General features: G+C 35.4%; 16 protein-coding genes and 1 tRNA gene. 9 read left to right on the top strand and 8 right to left on the bottom strand.

Going from position 1 to position 21,606, the window contains the following annotated elements; all coding sequences use genetic code 11:
* Positions 1-19: 19 nt before the first annotated feature.
* The gene (locus tag AAC601_RS08360; protein WP_340152999.1) at positions 20-838 is read right to left on the bottom strand and encodes a PhzF family phenazine biosynthesis isomerase; all 819 of its coding nucleotides are present in this window, start codon (positions 836-838) and stop codon (positions 20-22) included.
* 432 nt (positions 839-1,270) lie between these two features.
* Entirely contained in the window at positions 1,271-1,507 is a 237-nt protein-coding gene (locus AAC601_RS08365) for a cold-shock protein (protein WP_303268694.1), read from the bottom strand.
* A gap of 258 nt (positions 1,508-1,765) precedes the next feature.
* Between AAC601_RS08365 and AAC601_RS08370 the strand changes: the two genes are divergently transcribed.
* Positions 1,766-2,395, top strand: coding sequence for a hemolysin III family protein (locus tag AAC601_RS08370; protein WP_303268695.1), 630 nt, complete (start codon positions 1,766-1,768; stop codon positions 2,393-2,395).
* A gap of 3 nt (positions 2,396-2,398) precedes the next feature.
* On the opposite strand, the gene AAC601_RS08375 is transcribed toward AAC601_RS08370, so the two are convergent.
* The 3 genes from AAC601_RS08375 to AAC601_RS08385 all read right to left on the bottom strand — a co-directional run bounded on the left by AAC601_RS08375 (position 2,399) and on the right by AAC601_RS08385 (position 4,842).
* Positions 2,399-2,788, bottom strand: a complete 390-nt coding sequence (locus tag AAC601_RS08375; protein WP_340153000.1) for a TerB family tellurite resistance protein — start codon at positions 2,786-2,788, stop codon at positions 2,399-2,401.
* 103 nt (positions 2,789-2,891) lie between these two features.
* Positions 2,892-4,538 carry a chaperonin GroEL gene (gene groL / locus AAC601_RS08380; protein ID WP_303268699.1) on the bottom strand — a complete coding sequence of 549 codons (1,647 nt, stop codon included), beginning with the start codon at positions 4,536-4,538 and terminating at the stop codon, positions 2,892-2,894.
* 25 nt (positions 4,539-4,563) lie between these two features.
* Positions 4,564-4,842 carry a co-chaperone GroES gene (locus AAC601_RS08385; protein ID WP_302126104.1) on the bottom strand — a complete coding sequence of 93 codons (279 nt, stop codon included), beginning with the start codon at positions 4,840-4,842 and terminating at the stop codon, positions 4,564-4,566.
* A gap of 200 nt (positions 4,843-5,042) precedes the next feature.
* Between AAC601_RS08385 and AAC601_RS08390 the strand changes: the two genes are divergently transcribed.
* The 6 genes from AAC601_RS08390 (at position 5,043) to AAC601_RS08415 (ending at position 12,320) form a co-directional block, all read left to right on the top strand.
* Complete coding sequence (locus tag AAC601_RS08390; protein ID WP_303268700.1) at positions 5,043-5,762, top strand: hypothetical protein; 720 nt, start codon at positions 5,043-5,045, stop codon at positions 5,760-5,762.
* A gap of 157 nt (positions 5,763-5,919) precedes the next feature.
* The gene (locus AAC601_RS08395) at positions 5,920-8,367 is read left to right on the top strand and encodes a prolyl oligopeptidase family serine peptidase (protein WP_303268701.1); all 2,448 of its coding nucleotides are present in this window, start codon (positions 5,920-5,922) and stop codon (positions 8,365-8,367) included.
* A 20-nt stretch (positions 8,368-8,387) separates the two neighbouring features.
* Positions 8,388-8,837, top strand: coding sequence for a hypothetical protein (locus AAC601_RS08400; protein ID WP_303272128.1), 450 nt, complete (start codon positions 8,388-8,390; stop codon positions 8,835-8,837).
* A gap of 86 nt (positions 8,838-8,923) precedes the next feature.
* The gene (locus AAC601_RS08405) at positions 8,924-9,919 is read left to right on the top strand and encodes an ABC transporter ATP-binding protein (RefSeq protein WP_303268702.1); all 996 of its coding nucleotides are present in this window, start codon (positions 8,924-8,926) and stop codon (positions 9,917-9,919) included.
* A gap of 165 nt (positions 9,920-10,084) precedes the next feature.
* Positions 10,085-12,067 (top strand): 30S ribosomal protein S1, encoded by a 1,983-nt coding sequence (rpsA, locus tag AAC601_RS08410; protein WP_303268703.1) that lies wholly within the window; start codon positions 10,085-10,087, stop codon positions 12,065-12,067.
* Between the two features lie 182 nt (positions 12,068-12,249).
* Positions 12,250-12,320, top strand: a tRNA-Cys gene (locus AAC601_RS08415).
* A 384-nt stretch (positions 12,321-12,704) separates the two neighbouring features.
* On the opposite strand, the gene AAC601_RS08420 is transcribed toward AAC601_RS08415, so the two are convergent.
* Both AAC601_RS08420 and AAC601_RS08425 read right to left on the bottom strand, forming a co-directional pair.
* A complete protein-coding gene (locus tag AAC601_RS08420; RefSeq protein WP_303268704.1) occupies positions 12,705-15,464 on the bottom strand; it encodes a triple tyrosine motif-containing protein in 2,760 nt (919 codons plus the stop codon).
* Positions 15,465-16,126: 662 nt separating this feature from the next.
* On the bottom strand, positions 16,127-17,881 hold the full coding sequence (locus tag AAC601_RS08425; protein WP_340153001.1) for a serine hydrolase: 1,755 nt from the start codon (positions 17,879-17,881) through the stop codon (positions 16,127-16,129).
* A 399-nt stretch (positions 17,882-18,280) separates the two neighbouring features.
* Here AAC601_RS08425 and AAC601_RS08430 point away from each other — a divergent pair, with 399 nt between their 5' ends.
* Entirely contained in the window at positions 18,281-18,829 is a 549-nt protein-coding gene (locus AAC601_RS08430; RefSeq protein WP_340153002.1) for a transposase, read from the top strand.
* A 119-nt stretch (positions 18,830-18,948) separates the two neighbouring features.
* A complete protein-coding gene (locus tag AAC601_RS08435) occupies positions 18,949-19,497 on the top strand; it encodes a transposase (protein WP_340153002.1) in 549 nt (182 codons plus the stop codon).
* Between the two features lie 309 nt (positions 19,498-19,806).
* On the opposite strand, the gene AAC601_RS08440 is transcribed toward AAC601_RS08435, so the two are convergent.
* Positions 19,807-21,525 (bottom strand): FMN-binding glutamate synthase family protein, encoded by a 1,719-nt coding sequence (locus tag AAC601_RS08440; protein ID WP_340153003.1) that lies wholly within the window; start codon positions 21,523-21,525, stop codon positions 19,807-19,809.
* Positions 21,526-21,606: the final 81 nt, after the last annotated feature.

A 21,606-nucleotide genomic window follows, 5' to 3' on the forward strand; every position in this document is an offset into this window, starting at 1 on the left:
ATTTTAATAATCTAAATTTCTAATTTAAGAAAAAAGTTCCGTTTACTGTATAATAAGATTGAGCTATTAGTTTAAAATTTTCTGAATTATGAATAGTCTTAAAATATCCTCCCCTTGGGCTTAACTGCCGTGATTCTAATTGGGATTTGCCTAATTTTTCTGCCCAAAAGTCTACTAGAACTGCTTGGGTTGAGCCCGTAGCATGATCCTCTAATTGCTGAACATGTGGAACAATAGTCCTACAAACAAAATCATCATTGAGTGAAGAAGGAGCAGTCACGCTATATCCAAATACGTCAATTTTCCTTAATGCTTCAAAATTCGGTTTCATGTCGGCAAGACTGTCCTCATTTTCTAAGAGCACAATATGCTTGTTTTCAGTAGAATAATATTCTACAATCTTTTGTCCCAATGCTTTTTCCAATCCTTCAGGGGGAGTTTGGACTTTACTTCTTTTGATGTTTTTCAAAATTATGAAATGTTCATTCTCCGAGTGTTTATCTGCTTCTATAATTATGTTACCTTTCAATAGTTTGAAACCATTCCCTAAAGCTAGTTCTGTAAATTCTTGAGTTAGGAATACTGTGGCCGCCATTGCCCCATGACCGCATAAACCAATTTCAGCGTCTGGCGCAAACCACCTGATCTTAAATTCATTTTCATGATTTGTTCTCCATAGGAAGGTGGTTGCCGGCTGCTTCATTTCGGTGGCTATTGATTGTAGCCTTTCATCAGATAGTTCTTGGTTAAGAAGAATTACAGCTGAAGGGTTTCCTAAAGTACCAGTCTTGGAATTAGAAAATACATTAATGATGGAAAATGGAAATGCAGATTTCATAGAATTTTATTTAAATTAAAATTACAATTAAAAAAAGAATAGCAAGTAAAATGGCAATCCATTTAAGATTATTCTGGTAGCTACGACTTGGGAATTCATATTGACAAATAGGACAGAAATGAGCATTTTTTTCAATCATCATAGCACAAGAGGGGCATTCTTTTTTCATTATTTCATTTCTGATCTAGTATAGATGCTATTTAATGTTTCTACGCACAAAATTCAAGAAATGGATAGCCAAATTGTAAAAAGATAATCTTGAATTTTCTTGTAAAGATTGACTAGAATATGTACATTCATATCAACGAGTAGGGAGATTTGATTTCCCAAACGTTATCAAGAGGTAGGATTAATGGTGAAGTACCGCCATTATCACCCCAAAGGCGAGTTTAAGCTCGCCTTTTGATTTTTGGGGTAGTAACTTCTAAAGAATTAATTCTCTTTATTTTCAGAATTTTCTTCTCTGTCTTTTTTCTTGTCTTTCTTAGGCTCTTCTGGTGGGCTGTCTAATATATTACCGTATTCATCAACATATGCTATCATGTCATCTAAATTGCCTCCTTTGGATTGTTCTTTGCGCAATTCTTTCTTCTCTTGCTTCTCTTCTTTTTTCTTCATGCGCTTTTTCTCTTTTTGTTTTTTGATAAAGCTATTTTGTGATCTTGCCATAAAGTAGGGTTTTAATTAATAGTGTAAGACAAGCATTCTACTTGAATATAAATACCCCCTTTGAAAGGGTTCAAAGTAGAGTAACCATGGGAAGGTATCGTTAAAGATAGATGCACAAATGGTCAAACTGACTTCGAGTAGATACAAAGCTACCAAAAAGCTTTTGAAATAACTATTATTTAAAGCAATCAGCTCGCTAGTATTCTTGTATTGCTAAGTCAGAAGTTTTACTTTTGGTTCATATTAAATTGAATTAATTTGAAAAGATCCCAAACAATTGAAGAAGAACTAGCCAACAGCCTTACTCACGGCTTTGGTATTTTATTTAGCGTGGTTGCCATATCTCTCTTAATCACATTTTCCGTCTTAGAAGGGAGTGTGCTACATATAATAAGTAGTAGTTTTTTTGGTGGAGCATTTTTGTTAATGTACACGTTTTCAACGCTTTACCATGCTATTCAACATCAAAAAACAAAAGCAATTTTAAGAGTATTTGATCATATCAGCATTTATTTTCTTATTGCCGGCACTTATACTCCATTTTTGATATTAGGAATCGGAGGTACAATGGGTTGGATTATGTTTGGGATTGTTTGGGGCATTGCTTTATTCGGGACCATCTTTAAAATCTTTTTTACTCATCGTTTTCCTAAGCTTTCTCTAATACTTTATTTGGGGATGGGGTGGATTGCAATCTTTATTGCAAAACCATTATATGAAGAACTGTCAACTACTGTATTGTTATTATTGATAGGAGGGGGGCTGAGCTACACTTTAGGAACAATCTTTTATACGAACCATAAAATGCATTATGCACATGCTATTTGGCATGTGTTTGTGTTGATTGGAACGATAACGCATTTCATAGCCGTAATGTATCTTTTATAAGATTTAATAATCTGATTCACGGATATTTAAAAGTTTTTTTATGGCTTCAATGGTTTTAGTTTCCATATCATGAATAAATCCATCGGCCATAATTACTTCTTGTAAATCATTCATGATTCTATTTGCGTTGATATTATCATTTTTATACTGGAGGTAATTATGATATATGATATGGTTGATGTCAGAATCAGATAGTTCTTCGTAGTCATCCTTCAAGCTCACAAATTTTGATTGAAGTTGATCCATATCTTCAATATCTGGAAAATAATCTTCCATTTTAGATAGAATAACTTCAATTTCAGATCCTTTTAAGCTATAATCTGAGCTTCCAACGTGAATCAGTAGGAATAAAATAAAGCTTTCGTAATTCTTAAAAATATGATGCTTGTCCATTTCTTAGTTATGTTTATGTAAATCTAAGCTTTTTAAGAATAAAAAAATAAAAAAGGCTTTGTCAATCGACAAAGCCTTAATTTTCTTCTTTGAACTGGTGAAATTACATCATTCCACCCATTCCGCCCATGCCACCTGGCATTCCACCGCCTGGCATTCCACCACCGGCTTCTTCTTCCTCTTCATCTGCTACCACACATTCCGTAGTTAACAACAATCCTGAGATAGAAGCTGCATTTTCTAGTGCTAAACGTGTTACTTTCGTTGGGTCAATGACACCTACTTTGAATAGATTCTCAAATTTATTAGTTCGTGCGTTGTACCCAAAGTCGTCTTTTCCTTCCAATACTTTATTGATGATTACCGAACCCTCTTGGCCAGCATTTTCAACAATTGTTCTTAGAGGTGATTCAAGAGCTAATCTGATGATATTAACACCAGTTTCTTGATCTTCATTTTCCACGTCAACTTTTTCTAAAGATTTGATAGCTCTTAATAAGGCAATACCGCCACCTGCAACAATTCCCTCTTGAACTGCAGCTCTTGTAGCATGCAATGCATCATCTACTCTATCTTTCTTTTCTTTCATTTCTACTTCCGTAGCAGCACCTATGTAAAGTATAGCTACACCACCTGACAATTTAGCCAATCGCTCTTGTAATTTTTCTTTGTCATAATCAGAAGTAGTGTTCTCCATTTGAGACTTGATTTGACCTACTCTCGCCTGGATGTCTTCTTTCTTACCAGCACCATTAACAATAGTAGTATTGTCTTTGTCGATGGTTATTTTCTCAGCAGTACCAAGATATTCTAAAGTAGCTCCATCTAATTTGTAGCCTCTTTCTTCAGAAATAACTGTTCCTCCAGTTAAGATAGCGATGTCCTCTAACATTGCTTTTCTTCTGTCTCCAAAGCCTGGAGCTTTAACAGCAGCAATTTTTAAAGAACCTCTAATTTTGTTTACCACTAAAGTAGCTAAAGCTTCGCCTTCAACTTCTTCAGAAATAATCAACAAAGGTTTACCCGTTTGAGAAACAGCTTCAAGGATTGGAAGCAACTCTTTCATGCTACCAATTTTCTTATCATAAATTAAAATATAAGGATTATCTAATTCCGCTTCCATTTTTTCTGTGTTGGTCACGAAATATGGTGATTGATACCCTCTATCAAACTGCATACCTTCTACAGTTTTCACTTCCGTTTCAGTACCTCTTGCTTCTTCTACAGTGATAACACCATCTTTTCCCACTTTGTCCATTGCTTCAGCAATCATTTTACCGATAGTGGCATCATTGTTTGCTGAGATAGTACCTACTTGCTCAATTTCGTTGCTGTTAGAAATATCTTTAGATTGCTTTCTTAGGTTTTCAACAACAACTTTTACTGCTTTTTCAATTCCTCTTTTCAAGTCCATTGGGTTTGCACCAGCAGTTACGTTTTTCAAACCGTGTTTGAAAATAGACTGTGCTAAAACCGTAGCAGTAGTAGTACCATCACCAGCTTCATCGGCTGTTTTAGATGCCACTTCTTTTACAAGCTGAGCACCCATATTTTCGATTGCGTCTTTTAATTCTATTTCCTTAGCAACAGAAACACCATCTTTAGTAATAGTAGGAGCACCGAATTTCTTGTCAATAATTACGTTTCTACCTTTTGGTCCCAAGGTAACTTTTACTGCGTTTGCTAATTTATCAACGCCTTTTCTTAAGCCATCTCTAGCTTTTAGATCAAATGAAATATCCTTTGCCATTGTCTTATAATTTTTTAGTTAATTTTTAAATAGTACCGAATATGTCGGAATTCCTCATGATTAAATACTCTTTTCCTTCTAATGTAAATTCTGTTCCGGAATATTTGCCGTATAAAACAGAATCACCAACCTTAACGGTCACAGGAGCATCATCTTTTCCCGGTCCTACCGCAACTACAGTACCTTGTTGAGGTTTTTCCTTCGCTGTGTCTGGAATAATAATACCGGATGCTGTTTTTTCTTCTACAGGAGCTGGTTCTACTAGAACCCTGTCCTCGTTTGGTTTAAATGATACGTTTGACATTTTAGTTATTATTTATGTTTTGATTTTTTATTTAATCTGTGATGCTGGTATCATTAAATGTGCCACTTCTTAAAGTGTGTCAAAATTGCAGGCTTTTTATCTATAAAATGTCATGTAATATTAATCCCGTAATTCTTTGTGAATTTTTGACAGATTTTTACTATATTTCTATGTCAGTTAAGTTGTTAATTTTGATGAATATGGAGAAATTATCAGATGATTGGATTACTAAAGGTAGTTTAGATTTTGAATACAAAAAGTATATTCTCTTGGCTTATTTGCAGCATGTGAGTAAGGATTTTGAGCAACATCGGCTGTATCCAACATTTGCCGATTTAATCATGCATTATAAAAATGCAGCCCAATTAAAGGCAGGTAAGGATAAGCTTTTAAAATCATTTCCTAAAAAATTAACGAAACTTGATTTAAAGAATTTTAGAATGTTTTTTGAATCGAAAGTTGAAAAAGATACTCAACTAAAGGAATTGGAAGACATTGTTGAATTTACAATGAATAAGCTGAAAGATCACATAGTAATTGGAAAAGATATTTTCGACCAAGTTGAGCAGCAAATAATAATTGAGCCTGTAGGAGTAAAGGCCTTAGAGGAAAATGAAGGTTTACTTGTGATTGACCCTCAGTATGATTCCTATTATCTTTTTTATCAATATCGAATTTCGATTTTTGAAGCTACAGAGGAAAAAATCAGAGGTTTACAGACTGTTTTTCTCAATAAAATAAAGAAGTCGCTTGGAACTACTTTGGAACAGCTCAAAATCCAGATACTACAAAACATCCAGTTAGTTAGTAATTACTCCGCCTTCAGGGTAGTAGCCTTACAGCCATATCCGTTCGAAGAAACACTATTGCCAATTGTAAAGAGAAGCTTTGCTAGTTATTTGGAAAATACTAGCAACTGATGCGCTTCGTAACCATTAAACATTTAGTTACTCCTTTTACGTACTTTGATTAGTAAAAGAGCTCGGGTTTGTATAAATTCAATTATATCAATCAATTAATCACAATATTCCTAAGCTTGTGGTTAAATGGTCTTATTTAACCCTTAAATTAAATGACATGAACAAAGTAATTTATCTTTTCCTGCTGTTGTTCATCAGCTGGAATACATTTGCACAAGAGAATTTAGACTATCAAAAACCACCTAAAGACATTCTAGAATTGGTAGACGCACCTTTAGCGCCTTCTGTTTTAATTGACAAGGAGGGTGAAAATGTGGTGTTGATTTATAGAGATCCATACAAATCAATTGCTGAGCTGTCTGAAGAGGAATTAAGATTAGGTGGTTTACGAATTAATCCAAAAACAAATATTGGTAGTAGAACACGCTATTATAATAATGTAAAAACTAAGAAAGCTCTTGGAGATAAAATAACAGAGGTAAAGGGTTTGCCAAAAAACCCGAGGCTGGCTAATTTTAATTGGTCACCTGACCAGAGTATGATTGCATTTACTCATACCACTGAAGTTGGCGTGGAAGTTTGGGTCTTATATATTAAAGAAAGTAAAGTAAGCCGTTTAATGGAGGCGAAGGCTAATGCTAACATGGGGAACCCCATAGAGTGGAGAAAAGACAATTCGGGACTGCTGGTCAAGGTGCTCCCTGAAGATAGAAAGGACCTTATCGACACAAAAACTTCAACACCTAGCGGTCCGGTAATCTCTGTTAGTAAGGGCGAAAAGGCACAAAACAGGACATATCAGGATTTATTGAGCAATCCTAATGACGAGTTTAATTTTCAACAACTGGTATTATCGAAAATAGTCTCTTTGGATTTAAATGGAAATCAAAAAGAATTCCTGCCTACAGCTATGTATTCCGATATTTCCGTTTCACCAAACGGAAAATATGTAATGGTGAGTGAAATCAAAACACCATTTTCTTATTTGGTTCCATATTATAGGTTTCCAAATGAAACCAATATTTATGACATGAACGGTGATTTAGTCAATCAAGTGAATGATGTACCCCTTCAAGAGGTTTTGCCTAAAGGATTTATGTCAGTAAGAACTGGTAAGCGAAGTATGAGTTGGAGAAATGATAAACCGGCAAGCTTGATTTATGCCATGGCTCTGGATGAGGGTGATCCTGAAAATGAAGTAGAGTTTAGAGATGAAGTCTATCAGTTAGATGCCCCTTTTAAAGGAGAAGGCAAACCGTTATTAAAAACCATCAATAGGTATCGATATATCCAGTGGGGAAATGATAATATAGCCATTGCTCATGATTATTGGTGGAATACTCGAAATATGAAGACTTATATTTTTAATCCTTCCAATAACAAAAAGCAGCCAGAAGTACTGTTTGATAGAAATTATCAAGATAGCTATAGTGACCCGGGGAGTTTTGTAACTACTAAAAACGATTTTAACGAATACGTAATTGAAATGGATGGCAGCAAGGCTTTTTTGATGGGAGCTGGATATACTCCTGAGGGTCAGTTCCCATTTATCGATGAGCTTGATTTGAAAACAAAAAAGAAGAATAGACTTTATAAGTCAACCTACACTGATAAACTAGAGAGTTTATATTCATCCATTGATATGAAGAAGGGAACAGTTTTGGTAAGGATAGAGTCTCAAACCGAGTATCCAAATTACTATTTTCGAAATGTTAGGAAGAAAAATGATCTAAAACAAATTACTTCATTTGATAATCCATTTAAAAGTATGCAGGATGTTCATAAAGAAGTGATAAGTTATAAAAGAGAAGATGGTTTATCTTTGGACGGCACTTTGTATCTACCAGTAGGCTACGATAAATCCCAAAAAGAGAAGAAACCAATGATTTTATGGGCTTATCCAAGGGAGTACAAAGATAAAAGTAGTGCAGGACAGAATACTTCTAATCCTAATGAATTCATCTATCCATATTATGGAAGCCCTATTTATTGGGTAACGCAAGGCTATGTTGTATTGGACGGTGCAGCATTTCCAATTGTTGGCGAAGGAGAGGAAGAGCCAAATGATACGTTCAGGAAGCAATTAGTTGACAATGCTAAAGCTGCTATAGATGCCGTTGATGAATTAGGTTATATTGACAGGGATAAGGTTGCAGTTGGGGGTCATTCTTACGGAGCTTTTATGGTAGCCAATCTACTTTCGCATTCCGATTTATTTGCGGCAGGGATTGCCAGAAGTGGAGCTTATAATAGGACGCTTACCCCATTTGGATTCCAGAGTGAAGAACGTTCTTATTGGGATTCGCCTGAGACTTATTATAACATGTCGCCATTCATGCATGCTGAAAAAATGAAAACGCCATTACTGTTAATTCATGGTCAAGCAGATAATAATTCAGGAACTTATCCATTACAAAGTGAACGTTATTTCAATGCTTTAAAAGGATTGGGAGCTACTGCGAGATTAGTTATGCTACCTAAAGAAAGTCATGGTTATAGTGCAAAAGAAAGTATATTGCATATGCTTTGGGAACAACATGAATGGTTAGAGCAGTACGTTAAAAACAAGCCAGAGGATTCAGAAAAAGAGGGGAGTTATAAATAGAATAATAAAGCAGTGACATCATGAAATTCTTTACTGATAAATTTTCGGTAAAGAATTTTTTATTGATGCTCAAAATATATTTCACTTATATTTTGATTAAAAGAACTATAGCCCTACATTTGCAATCCAATTTTGACAAAGAACTAATCATGGCAGGAACAAGTCTTAAAAGAAAAGCAAGAAGAAACAGAGTAGTAGCAAAGCAAAGGGTAACTAGTATCCAAAAGTTGCAACAGCAGCCTGTTATCAAAAATGTTGATATAGAAGCAATTAAAGCAGATTTCGCAAAAGCAGATAAGAAGAAACCTGCTGCTAAGAAAGAAGATACTGCTAAGGCTGAAAAAAAAGAAGAAGCACCGAAAGCAAAGAAGGCAGCTCCTAAAAAGAAAGCGGCTCCTAAGAAAGAGGAAGCAAAGACAGACGATAAGCCAAAGGCTACCAAGAAAAAAGAAGATAAGAAAGAAGACTAATACTTTTTCTTTTTGCAGATATAAAAATGAAGCGAACATCAGTTCGCTTTTTTTGTTTGTAGATATTTAATCATCACTCTCTCTACATGGCTAAAATTATTTTAGAAGCGCGAGGTATCTCAAAAACATTCGATAAGCCCATTCTTTCAAACATTATTTTGCAGATAAAGGAAGGAGAAACGCATGTGCTCATGGGTAAAAGTGGACAGGGTAAATCGACTTTACTTAAGATTTTAGCCGGATTAGTGGCTCCAGATAAAGGAGAAGTGTTGTTTGAAAATCAGAAATTGGAAAATCCGGAGGAAGTTTTGGTTGCGGGGCATGAAGAACTTGCATATGTTGCACAAAACTTCAATCTCTTACGGAACAGAACAGTGCTTGAGAACCTGAAAGATGCGTTACTTTCTTTTAAGGACGAGTTTGCGAAAGAGCAGATTAATCAATTATTAAAATTGATGAGACTTGGAGATTTGAAATCAGTAAAAATTGAAAAATTATCAGGCGGGGAAAAGCAGCGATTGGCAATAGCTAGAGCTTTAGCAACGCAACCTGCAGTCCTTTTACTTGATGAACCTTTTACCCAACTAGATTACCCAACTCGTCAGATCCTTTTAGATGCCATTAAAGAAGTAAAAAAGGAATTTGATAGCAATATTGTTTTGGTAAGTCATAATCTATATGAGGCTTTCTATCTTGCGGATTTCGTCCATATACTGCAAAGTGGTGACATTATAAAAAGCGCTTCACCTAAGAATCTGTATAGAAATCCCGAATTTGTATCTGTAGCTAATTTATTAAATGAAGTCAATGTCCTTCCCATTGCTACCTTAGGTAAGTGGCAAAAAAATGTGTTAGGGATCTGGAGTGAAAATATTATTATTGAAGATGAACGAGAAACTGAATATCAGCTGGATTTGATGTTGACAGAGAAGCTTTTTATCGGAACTTATTACCGTTATCAATTTGAGTTTTCAAAATCGCAAGTCTTAGTTGTAAAATCAATTCATTCAGAATTCGAACTTGGCAAGTACTACAAAGTAGGCTTTTCTGAGGCCGATCTATTCGATTTAAAAGAAGATTGATTTTTTTATTATCTGAGCCCCAACATCTTGTGACTTCATAAATAAATCGTACCTTTGCATTCCGTTCAAGTGAACGGGCTTATCTGAGTAGATAAGTATTTGTAAACCAAAACGATGGCAATCTTGGCTCGGGTTGTTATTGTAATTAAAGAGCCCTGACACATTATGGCAGAAAATCAAGAAAACGTGAAGAACGAAGAGTTCGACTGGGAAGCATTTGAAACCAAAGGATTTGGTGAAGGCTACTCAAAATCTAAAAGAGAAGAATTAGCAGCAATGTATGACAATGTTGCTACTGATCTAGCAGAGCAGGAAGTGGTTAAAGGTATCGTTGTTGCGATTAATGATCGTGACGTGGTATTGAACGTTGGCTACAAATCTGACGGATTAGTTCCTACCAATGAATTCCGTGACACTCCTGACTTAAAAGTAGGTGATGAAGTGGAGGTTTACGTGGAAGAGCGTGAAGATCAAAATGGAGAATTAGTTTTATCCAGAAGAAAAGCAAAAATTGTTGGTGCATGGGACAAAATCCAATCTGCACTTGACAATGACGAAATAATTGAAGGATTAGTGAAAAGAAGAACTAAAGGTGGTCTGATCGTGGATGTACACGGTGTTGAAGCCTTCTTACCAGGTTCTCAAATTGACGTTAAGCCAATTCGCGATTTCGATGTTTTCGTTGGAAAGAAAATGGAAGTAAAAGTTGTGAAAATTAACTACAGCAATGATAACGTAGTAGTTTCACACAAAGTATTGATAGAAAAAGACCTTGAGAAGCAAAAAGCTGAAATCTTGAACAACCTTGAAAAAGGACAAGTTCTAGAAGGTGTAATCAAGAACATGACCAACTTTGGTGTATTTATTGACCTTGGTGGCGTTGATGGTTTATTGCACATTACTGACATCTCATGGGGTAGAATTAACCACCCAGAAGAAGTATTGAAGCTTGACGAAAAAGTGAAAGTTGTAGTATTAGACTTTGATGAAGGCAAGAAACGTATTTCTTTAGGTATGAAGCAATTGACTTCTCACCCTTGGGACTCATTGGCTGAAGGCCTTGATGTAGGTTCTAAAGTGAAAGGTAAAATTGTTAATGTTGCTGATTACGGTGCATTCTTGGAAATTGCTCCAGGTGTTGAAGGTTTGATTCACGTTTCTGAAATGAGCTGGTCACAGCACTTGAGAAATCCACAGGATTTCATCAATGTTGGAGATGAGCTAGAGGCTGTTGTTCTTACTTTGGATAAAGAAGAAAGAAAAATGTCTCTTGGTATCAAGCAACTAACTGAAGATCCTTGGAACAAGAAAGAAGTATTGACGAAATATGCTGTTGGTACTGAGCACAAAGGTGTGGTTAGAAATATGACTAACTTCGGCTTGTTCATCGAGTTAGAAGAAGGTATTGACGGATTGGTTCACGTTTCTGATTTAAGCTGGACTAAGAAAATCAAGCATCCATCTGAATTCGTGAAAGTAGGAGAAGAGTTGAACGTTGTTGTTTTAGAACTTGATGTTGATAACAGAAGATTAGCATTAGGACATAAACAATTGGAAGAAAATCCTTGGGATACTTTCGAATCAGTATTTACTGTTGGATCGAAGCACAAATGTACTGTGTTGAACAAAAACGAAAAAGGTGCGATATTGGAGCTTCCATACGGCATTGAAGGTTTTGCTGCAACTAAGCATTTGAAGAAAGCTGACGACTCAATGGCAGAAGTTGGAGAGTCATTAGAATTCCAAGTATTAGAATTCTCTAAAGATGATAAGAGAATTGTTCTTTCTCACTTACATACACACGCAAAAGTTGAAGAAGCGGCTCCTAAGAAGAAGCCGGCAACTGGCAGTGGTAAGAAGAAATCAGCTCCTAAGCAACAGGCTTCTTCATCCACATTGGGTGATTTAGATGCTCTATCAGCATTGAAAACTCAGATGGAAGATGACGCTAAAGGCGGAAGCAAGAAAAAAGCTGCTCCTAAAAAAGAGGAAGAGCCAAAAGCTGAAGCTAAAAAAGCAGCTAAGAAAGAAGAGCCAAAAGCGGATGAAGTGAAGGCAGAAGCCAAGAAGGAAGAAGCTAAAGCGGATGAGAAAGAGGCAAAAGCTGAAGAGAAAAAAGCTGACGATAAGAAAGAAGATAAAGAGTAAATCTTATTTCTTTCAATCATATAGGAAAGCCATCTGCTGAATAAGTAGATGGCTTTTTATTTTTTGAGGATATATTTATCCTATTCATAGTCAGCTTAATGTGAAATTATTTAATAATAATTGAATTCTCTATTTGACAAGCACAATAATATGTCTATTTTTGCAATCGCAAATGCGACAATGGTCACGTGGCCGAGCGGCTAGGCAGTGGTCTGCAAAACCATCTACAGCGGTTCGAATCCGCTCGTGACCTCTTTATTTTTACCTCCTACACTAGCAATAGGGTAGGAGGTTTTTTTATGCATAAGCTTTCCAGCGGATGAGAACCGAAGGTTCGAAATCAAGCCGAAGGCGCAGATTCACGAGAGCAAGTGCAGCAAGGAAGTGCGTATGAGTAATCCGCTCGTGACTTTTTTATTTTTACCTGCTTCGTGTTAGAAGCGAAGGGGGTTGTTTTATGTATGAACTTTGCTGCGATTAATCAGCAACGTATATTTGAAGAACAGCTAACAGATGTTTTTCAGTGTGTTGATTAAGGTGAAATAAGTAGTTTAAGCAAGGCTTAGGACTGGCACAGATACAAATTCAATACCATTGGACTATTTAAACCTATCAAGTTGATGTGATCAGCATAGTTTCACTTTTTCGATTCTTTATTAGCTTTGATTTCAGCATTAATATTTTCTATACTATATGATTCATATGCCTCGCTTAAATCTCCACTATCCAGCGTTTGATTTATTTTTCTTGTTATAGCATCAAGTTCAAATCCTGTTGCTTGTATCAGATCCAATATTTTTTGTTGCTCCTTTGGTTTTGTGATTTTTAGGACATTTAATAAGCCAATCATTCTGCATATTGGCCCTCTTAATTCATGGGAATTCATAAAAGCGTAACGTGATAGGCGCTCATTCTGCTCTTGCAGTTTTTGAGTTCGGTCTTGAACTACCTCTTCTAGTCGCTCATTATTGGTAGCTATTTCTTCACTTTGACTCATTAGCTCTTCATTTTGAGCTTGAATTTCGTCATTCATCCGTTGAATTTCCTGGGTTCTTTGACTAACCTCTTTTTTAAGCTTTTTCTGATTTCGGAGTATTATATTAAAGCGGATTCTGTAAACTGAATAAAGAATGATGATAATAAGTAGGGCCAAAGAAATCAAGAACCAGTAGGTCGAATAAAAGGGTTTCTCAATAGTGAAACTTATGCTTTTTGGATTACTCCAATGGTTAGAATCAATGCTAGCTTCCACTAGAAATTCATAATCATTGGGGGGCAAATTAGTATACCGAATAGAATTTGAATTTGGATTATTTATATAGAGGTACTTATTATCAAATCCCACTAACTTATATCGATACTTTACTTGATTTTCGTCAAAAAATGATACTCCTATAAACTGAAATTCAATAGTGTTGTCATCATAATTTAAAATATTACTGTCTTCTTTTAAGGACTGGCCGTTTAATGTAGATGCTTTGGTTATTTTTAGATTCGGAATAATCTCCATACTGATGTCTTTGCTGTAATCATAAACAGAAGCACCCAACTCAGTTCCTATCCAAACTTTCTTCTTATTGATTTGAAGAAAGGCATTTCTATTTATTTCATCACCAATTAGTCCGTGCGAACGATTGTAATTAACTAGTTTTTCCTCATCCCATATAAATACACCTTCGTTGGTCCCTATCCATAATTTATTATTTGTACTTACAAATACACTATAAATTGCAACTCTATTTAATTTCTCAGTTGTGAAATAGGGAATAATCTCATTGTTTTTAATTATTGCCAATCCACCATTTGTACCAACAAAGTATTGGCCATTCCAGCTACAGATATCATATACGTTTCGATAATTGAGAGATTTAGACGTGATGTGTTTTAGCTCCTTTGTTTTAGGGTGGTACAAATACAAACCATTGTTTGTACTAACGGCAGCAATACTATCGGCACTTAAATCTTTAATGTTTCTAATTCCAGATACAGAAACCTCTTTTGTTATTTGTCCTCCCTCATATGAAAACAAAGCATCCATGCTAGCAAAAAACAATTTGTCATCGATAAACTCCACGGTAGTTATCCTATTTTCCTGAAGCTTTGGTAATTTAATATTAGCTACCTTAGTGCCATTATATACTTGTAAACCAGCTGAATTGGTGGCCATGTACAATACGTTTTGACCATCATATGCAATGTCAAGTATTCTAATGCCTACTTCATAGTTTACAGGGATTTTTTTCTTGATGTCCCCTTGTTCTAAAAAGTTCAAATAGGCTTTATTAGCTAAAACTAGTTGATCTTGATACTCGGAGATAGCAGTAACTTCGTCATCAGCTAATCCGATATTCTCATTGTAATTTTGGAATCTTAATACATTAAACTTGAAAAGCCCACGATGATCTCCAACCCAGATATTGTTTTCGTCATCTACAAAAATCTTATTACTCTTTGCATTGAAAATCCGACCGTTCACGAACAAGATTTCGCTTTTACCTGTTGCAGGATCTAAAAAGCGTGCAGAACTCATACTGCTAAAAAATATCCTTCCAAACTGGTCAATGGTTAAATTATGCTTATTGAATTGACTAATATTGTTGACCCCAGTATTCTTGCTTAAATACACCAGTTGATCGTTTTTATAATGTCCTAGCCAATTCTTACCCAAAAGATATAAGTGATTATTGTGCCATGTAATTTGAAGAATTTCTTTTTTCGAGCCTAAAAGCTTAGTCACTTCATGTGACTTTATAGTTTCGTCAAATACAAATAGCCCTTCAGAACTAGGAATGTAAATTTTATCCTCACGAAAAGAGACCGAGTAGATTTCAGCGGATTTAGTAGTGGGTAACAGAACTCTCTCCAATTTATCCTCTGAGGTATTTAATATCTGTAGATAATTTTGATTGCCTATTACCAATTGGTAACCCTTCTGTTTCATTTTAACATCAAAAGTGAACTTACTTTTTACTTTATCGATCGCTTCAGTCTTAATTGAATGCCATTTTTCATTTTTCAAATAATTAATCGTAAAACCTTCACTGTTCTGGCCCGCAACCCAAATTGACCCATCATCAAGTGCTCTAATGAAAGAATAAGGGGAGTTAGGAAGCTGGAGACTGTCGGGGTAAAGTTTCCAGTCAAGCGAGTTATATTCGGCAACACCTTTAGAAGTCATGAACCACAAGGTCCCATCTGGAGATTGGGTGATGTCATAAATAGCATTTGTAGGCATTCCATCACGAACGGAATATAATTTTGCTGGGTAGAATTGACACAAGCTCTCATGACCTGACAACAAAATCAAAACTAAAATAACTATTATTTTAGATAGCAGATTAGACTCACTACTCGCGTCTCTAAGATTTCTTTTAGTTTTATTTGAATTAGTAATCAATGGCTCATTATTAAATTAGTTCAAATGAATTGAAAGAATGAAAAAGCTTGCATAAAATTAAATAATTGAAAATACTTACTAAAGAAATATTGAAATAGAATATATTATCCTCAGTATTTATTTCAGGCTCTAACTCATAGGATCATATTTGAATCGATTGTAGTTCTAATTTAATCCTGAACTAGTTGTATTACATAGCAATAATGTAAAATACATTCAATAAACTTTAAAACATAGGATTGTGTTATTGTTTTTGGAGAAAAAATGAATAAAAACAATATTTATTATTAATAAATTAATTTTCCCCGCTGGTAGGCTGAAAGATCTTAATACTTGTTTTAATCGTGCTAATCAATTTTGTCAGGTGTAATTGTTTTTAACAGTGCTTTGTAATATCGTAGTTTTAATATTAAAGATAAACTTAATTTGATATTAATGTTTGGTTGAAAATACAACTTTTGATAAAATGAGATGGGGTACTCTGAAAACTACTTTCTAATCAGAGAATTCTTCGTTTCATGATTGTAATTAACTTTGCTTATATTGTTATTAAAACGCAATTCGGATTTGGATGTTCTAATTGCGGTTTTAATAGAGTTTATATATCCTATTTAACATTCTAGAAAATATTACTAGGATATATAAATCACATAGAAAGTAAATCATATTTCATGATCATACGGAAGGTAGTTTTCCCACCTCCAAGGAGTAAAAGTATCCTTAATAGATAATTCTAATAGATATTTAAAAATACTCTCCCCATTATCACTATTAGTCATGAGCATAACTCCGCTTTTTGTTTTTGGAAACAGAATGAAATAGTGTTGAAAACCATTGCCATGCCCTTCCTTAAATGCTGCCCATCTATAAGGTGTTTTAAATAATCCAAAGCCTAATCCATAGGAAAGCTGAATGATATCATATTCATCAGTTATTTCATTGGAGAGTGGTCCGAATTGTCTTTTAGATTTAATTCGGGTGTGAGGTTGTAGAATTTCATTCCAGCTTTGATGACTCAAGAGCTTTTTATTTAAAACTGCTTCTAGAAATAAAGCATAATCTGATGCGGTAGTTTCTAAGGTGCTGGGACCTCTGGGCTCATTGTCCTTGTCTTTTTGATACAGTTCGCCCTTTTTGTTATGCCCATAAGCAAAATCTGCTTCATATTGGGTTTGCCATTGAAAGCTGGAGTTGTCCATTTCTAAAGGGGTAAAGATTTTTTCTTGAGCCAATTCTTCTAATCCTTTTCCTGTAATTTTTTCAATGACTACTTGGAGATATACCATGCCTTCACCAGAGTAGAGATACTTTTCTCCAGGTTCAAATTTAACTCTCAGCTTTTTATCAGCTTCAAACCATCTCCAATTTGGGAAGCCAGAAGTGTGGGATAAGCACATTCTTGTGGTGATTTTATGGTAGAGCGTATCATTTTCTAAATCTGAATAGTCATCGTGCCAACGGGTTTGTGGCTCATACTGGTAGATCTTCTTGGGCAAGTATGATTCCAATGGAGTGTCCAAGTCTAAAACGCCTGCCTCCACTAATTTCATTACCAAAACACTAAATACAGCTTTACTAAGGGATGCCCCATAAATACTGGTGGTGTCAGTTAAAACGGTCTTATCCTCAAAGTTTTTGTAGCCAAATGAATTTTGATAGGAAACCTTATTGTTTTCTAAAATAGTCATGCTTAAACCATGGACTTCAGCTTTGCTTATGAGGAGCTTTACCTTTTGTTCCAGTGAGTCAAGGGTTAGTTTGCTTCCATCTAAGCGAGTTATGACATGCTCAGTAGGAGCTGAACAGGAAGAAAATATAACTAGCAGTGCGATTAGAACATGTTTTGCTTTTCTTTTGAGTGAAAGAAAAGGGACTGCGAAAGGGTAATAGCATTTTTGTTTATTCACCACATAAAACATATTAAAAATGATGATGGCAAAATTGATCGGTACAACGCTTACAAAGAAAAGGAAGCCATAACCTTCCACAGTTAGTAGTGCAATAAATGCAATGATAAAAATTAGGGTAATTGAAATGTTATAGTTAAGGATTTTTCTACCATGTAAATCATAGATTGGATTGTCTTCTCGCTTATGTACCCATAGGAACAAAGTCGTAAAGATATTGAAGAAAGGAACTACTACTCCTAATAGTGGCAAACCATGAAAGAGCAATAGCCATTTTGTTTGAATGCTTTCTTCTTTTGGGTTATCTAAAGGCTTTAAATCTTCTAGTTGAATACCCAATCCGACTGCCAATAATTTAAGAGTGTCCAGATGCGGATTAACGGAAGCTTTCTCGATTCTTTGGATTGTTCTTACCGTGACACTTGACTTTTCCGATAGCCTTTCTTGAGATAATCCTTGCTGTTTACGATAGTAAACTAAGTTTTTTGCGATACTTTCTTTTTCCATCATTTTTCGATTTGTTAAAGTACAAAACTATTTTTAAATGATGGACTTTGTTACGACATAGTGGTGTCACCTTGATGTCATATTATGTTTAATTGGGTTTTAAGGTGGTTTTGAGAAATAGATTGGCACACGCGACACGCGTGCGCCAATCTATGACTGCCAGTAGCTAAGTAAATGCTACTTATTAATAATTATAGAAGATATTTTATATTGTTATTAATTTTTTATTAAACTTTTAGTTAAAAATAATTTGCTAAATTCTTCCTACTAATTACTTTAGTATTTATAGTAATTTTAGGACAATACATTAGCAAAGCTAGCGCACGCGTGTCGCATGTGTCTCTAACCAAAGTCAGAAAATAATTGAGAAAATATTTATTATCAACCTTAACCTAGTTGTATATGAGCAGAAAGTACAAATTTCATAATAAAGAAGGTCTGTATTTCGTAAGTTTTGCCACAGTATATTGGATTGATTTGATGGTACGGGAACAGTATTTTTCAATCCTTATTGATAGCTTGGATTACTGTAGAAAAAATAAAGGAATGGAAATTTATTGTTATTGTATTATGCCAAGCCATTTACATTTGATTTTCAGAGCCAAAGAAAATAACCCGGAAAAAGTTTTAGGAAGGTTTAAAGAATTTACCTCCAAGCAATTGCAAGCATCCATAAAGGAAAATATACAAGAAAGTAGAAAGGAATGGATGCTTTGGATGTTTAAAAGGGCTGGTTCAAAGAGCAGTAATGTGAAAAGCAGTCAATTGTGGCAACATAATAATAAACCTATAGAATTGTACAGTAATGCTGTGATCGATCAAAAAGTTAATTACATTCATCAGAATCCAGTAGTTGCAGGTTTTGTATATGAGGCTCATCATTGGAAATATAGTAGTGCTATTGATTATAGTGGTGGTAAAGGTGTTTTGGAAATTGATTTTGTAAATTAGCATATATAGGCTTTGTTGCAGATAGGCACACGCGACACGCGTGCGCTAGCTGGGAGTCTCTAACCAAAGTCAGAAAATAATTGAGAAAATATTTATTATCAACCTTAACCTAGTTGTATATGAGCAGAAAGTACAAATTTCATAATAAAGAAGGTCTGTATTTCGTAAGTTTTGCCACAGTATATTGGATTGATTTGATGGTACGGGAACAGTATTTTTCAATCCTTATTGATAGCTTGGATTACTGTAGAAAAAATAAAGGAATGGAAATTTATTGTTATTGTATTATGCCAAGCCATTTACATTTGATTTTCAGAGCCAAAGAAAATAACCCGGAAAAAGTTTTAGGAAGGTTTAAAGAATTTACCTCCAAGCAATTGCAAGCATCCATAAAGGAAAATATACAAGAAAGTAGAAAGGAATGGATGCTTTGGATGTTTAAAAGGGCTGGTTCAAAGAGCAGTAATGTGAAAAGCAGTCAATTGTGGCAACATAATAATAAACCTATAGAATTGTACAGTAATGCTGTGATCGATCAAAAAGTTAATTACATTCATCAGAATCCAGTAGTTGCAGGTTTTGTATATGAGGCTCATCATTGGAAATATAGTAGTGCTATTGATTATAGTGGTGGTAAAGGTGTTTTGGAAATTGATTTTGTAAATTAGCATATATAGGCTTTGTTGCAGATAGGCACACGCGACACGCGTGCGTCAGTTGGGGGGCAATTCTGCCCTATATTTTCTAAGCCAAGGGCCACTAGTACCTTGACTTTTTACGCCATATTCTCTCTGTGCATCGCTGTAGCTGATCTCGCCTGTGTCTATCCTTCTACAGATCTCATAAATTGTACTTTCGCTGTATTTTATTCCCATGATTAGCTTTATTTGTGTAAAGCTATTTCAGGACAAGACACCTAAAGCATAGAAAATCGATAATTTGATGAAAAAGAAAGCTGCCTTTAATAATATTTTTCATCAAACCTCTTCTCGCCTCATCTTCATTTCTCCAACACTCATGTTTTTTTCTTTAGCCAATCTTCTTTCTTGACTAGCTTCAAAGGCGGATATACCTTGCAATTCTGAAAGATAATCTAAATGACCAGGGGAAGTGACGACCATGATATCATCGGCTGTAATTTGATTAGGGCTTTCATAACCACATGATTCAGCAAGCATTTGAGTTTCTTTATAGAGCGCATCAGCATAGGTGGCAATCCTTTTGGCTGCGGCTTCTATATCCAAGGCTTTTTGTAAGCGCTTGTTTTGAGTTGCTATGCCTGTAGGGCACGCGTTTGTATGGCATTCTAAGGCTTGAATACAGCCTAATGAAAGCATGAAGCCTCTGGCAATGTAAACGGCATCAGCTCCTAAGGCCATGGCAACGGCAATATCGATGGTAGTAGCGATTTTACCGCTAGCAAAAAGCACTACTTTATCTCTTACGCCATTGTGTCTTAAAGCCCAGTCAGCTACGGCTACTGCTTGCTTCATAGGTAAGCCTGCATAAGAACTCAAAACATGCGGGGAGGCACCTGTACCGCCATCTCCGCCATCAATAACCATATAATCAGGTCCCCTGCCTGGCTCATCTTTCATTTTTTTGGCTATATCTTCAATCTCTACAGTATGACCTATCACCATTTTTATGCCCACAGGTTTATTGGTGATTTTCCGCACTTTATCTATAAAGTCAAAAAGTCCAGCTACATCAGAGAATTCTTTGTGCCTTGCAGGTGCATAGGCATCTTTTCCCATCGGGATTTTTCTTATTTTTGCTATTTCTTCAGTGATTTTTTCTTTTAGCAACATGCCTCCTTTGCCAGGTTTAGCTCCTTGTGCCAGCTTTATCTCAAACATTTTAACTTGAGGATGATCAGCCATCTTTTTTAAAAGTGATTCATCCAAATCCCCATCTTCAGTTCTAATCCCGTATTTGGCTGTTCCAATCTGGAATACTAAATCTGCTCCACCATATTCATGGCAAGGGGCTAATGATCCCTCACCAGTATTATGAAGTATTCCTGCCAACTTAGCTCCTTTACTCAAAGCAGCATGAGCATTGTAAGAAAGAGCTCCGTAAGACATGGCACTGATATGAACAAAATGATTTAAAGTATAGGTTTGAACTCCCGTATGCTCACCAATTACTTTTTTATAAAATTGACCTGTTTCATCTCCTGTCTTAGTTTTGGTATTGGTAAATGTGGCGGGCATTATAAGCGTAGTCCCTACTTTATCCATGTCTATTTGGCTACCAAAGCCAATGGTGTTACTAACTCCTGCTGAAGTCGCATATATCCAGTTTCTGGTGATTCTATTATAAGGTGTTTCCTCTTGGTCATTAGAAAATAGGTATTGTCGCAGTAATGGACCTACTTTCACAAGAAATTTTCGACCCCATATGACCACTGGAAAAACACGTTGAATAGGAGTAGAGGTTTGCCTTTTATCATAAATAAATAAAGTAATGAATCCCGTCAATATGAGTGCAAGAATGAATTCACCCCCTAAAGTCAATGCTAATTTCCATGGACCTGATTCTTGCAGGTATTCCGATTGAAAAAAGTATCCGTAGGTAGCAGTTACTAATAGGGCTGAAATTATCCAAGCGCTCGTGTAGCTATTGAAGATTTTAGAAAGGTATTTCAGACGTGGACCTGTTGTGCCTGATTGAATAAATTCGCGATCGCCCATTGCATGAAAAGTTTATAGTTATTTGTAATATAATACAATTCATAAGTTTTAGCAATAGCGTTGGTCGAATAATTTAAATTA

The organism is uncultured Marivirga sp. (assembly GCF_963974845.1).
Lineage (GTDB): Bacteria > Bacteroidota > Bacteroidia > Cytophagales > Cyclobacteriaceae > Marivirga > Marivirga harenae.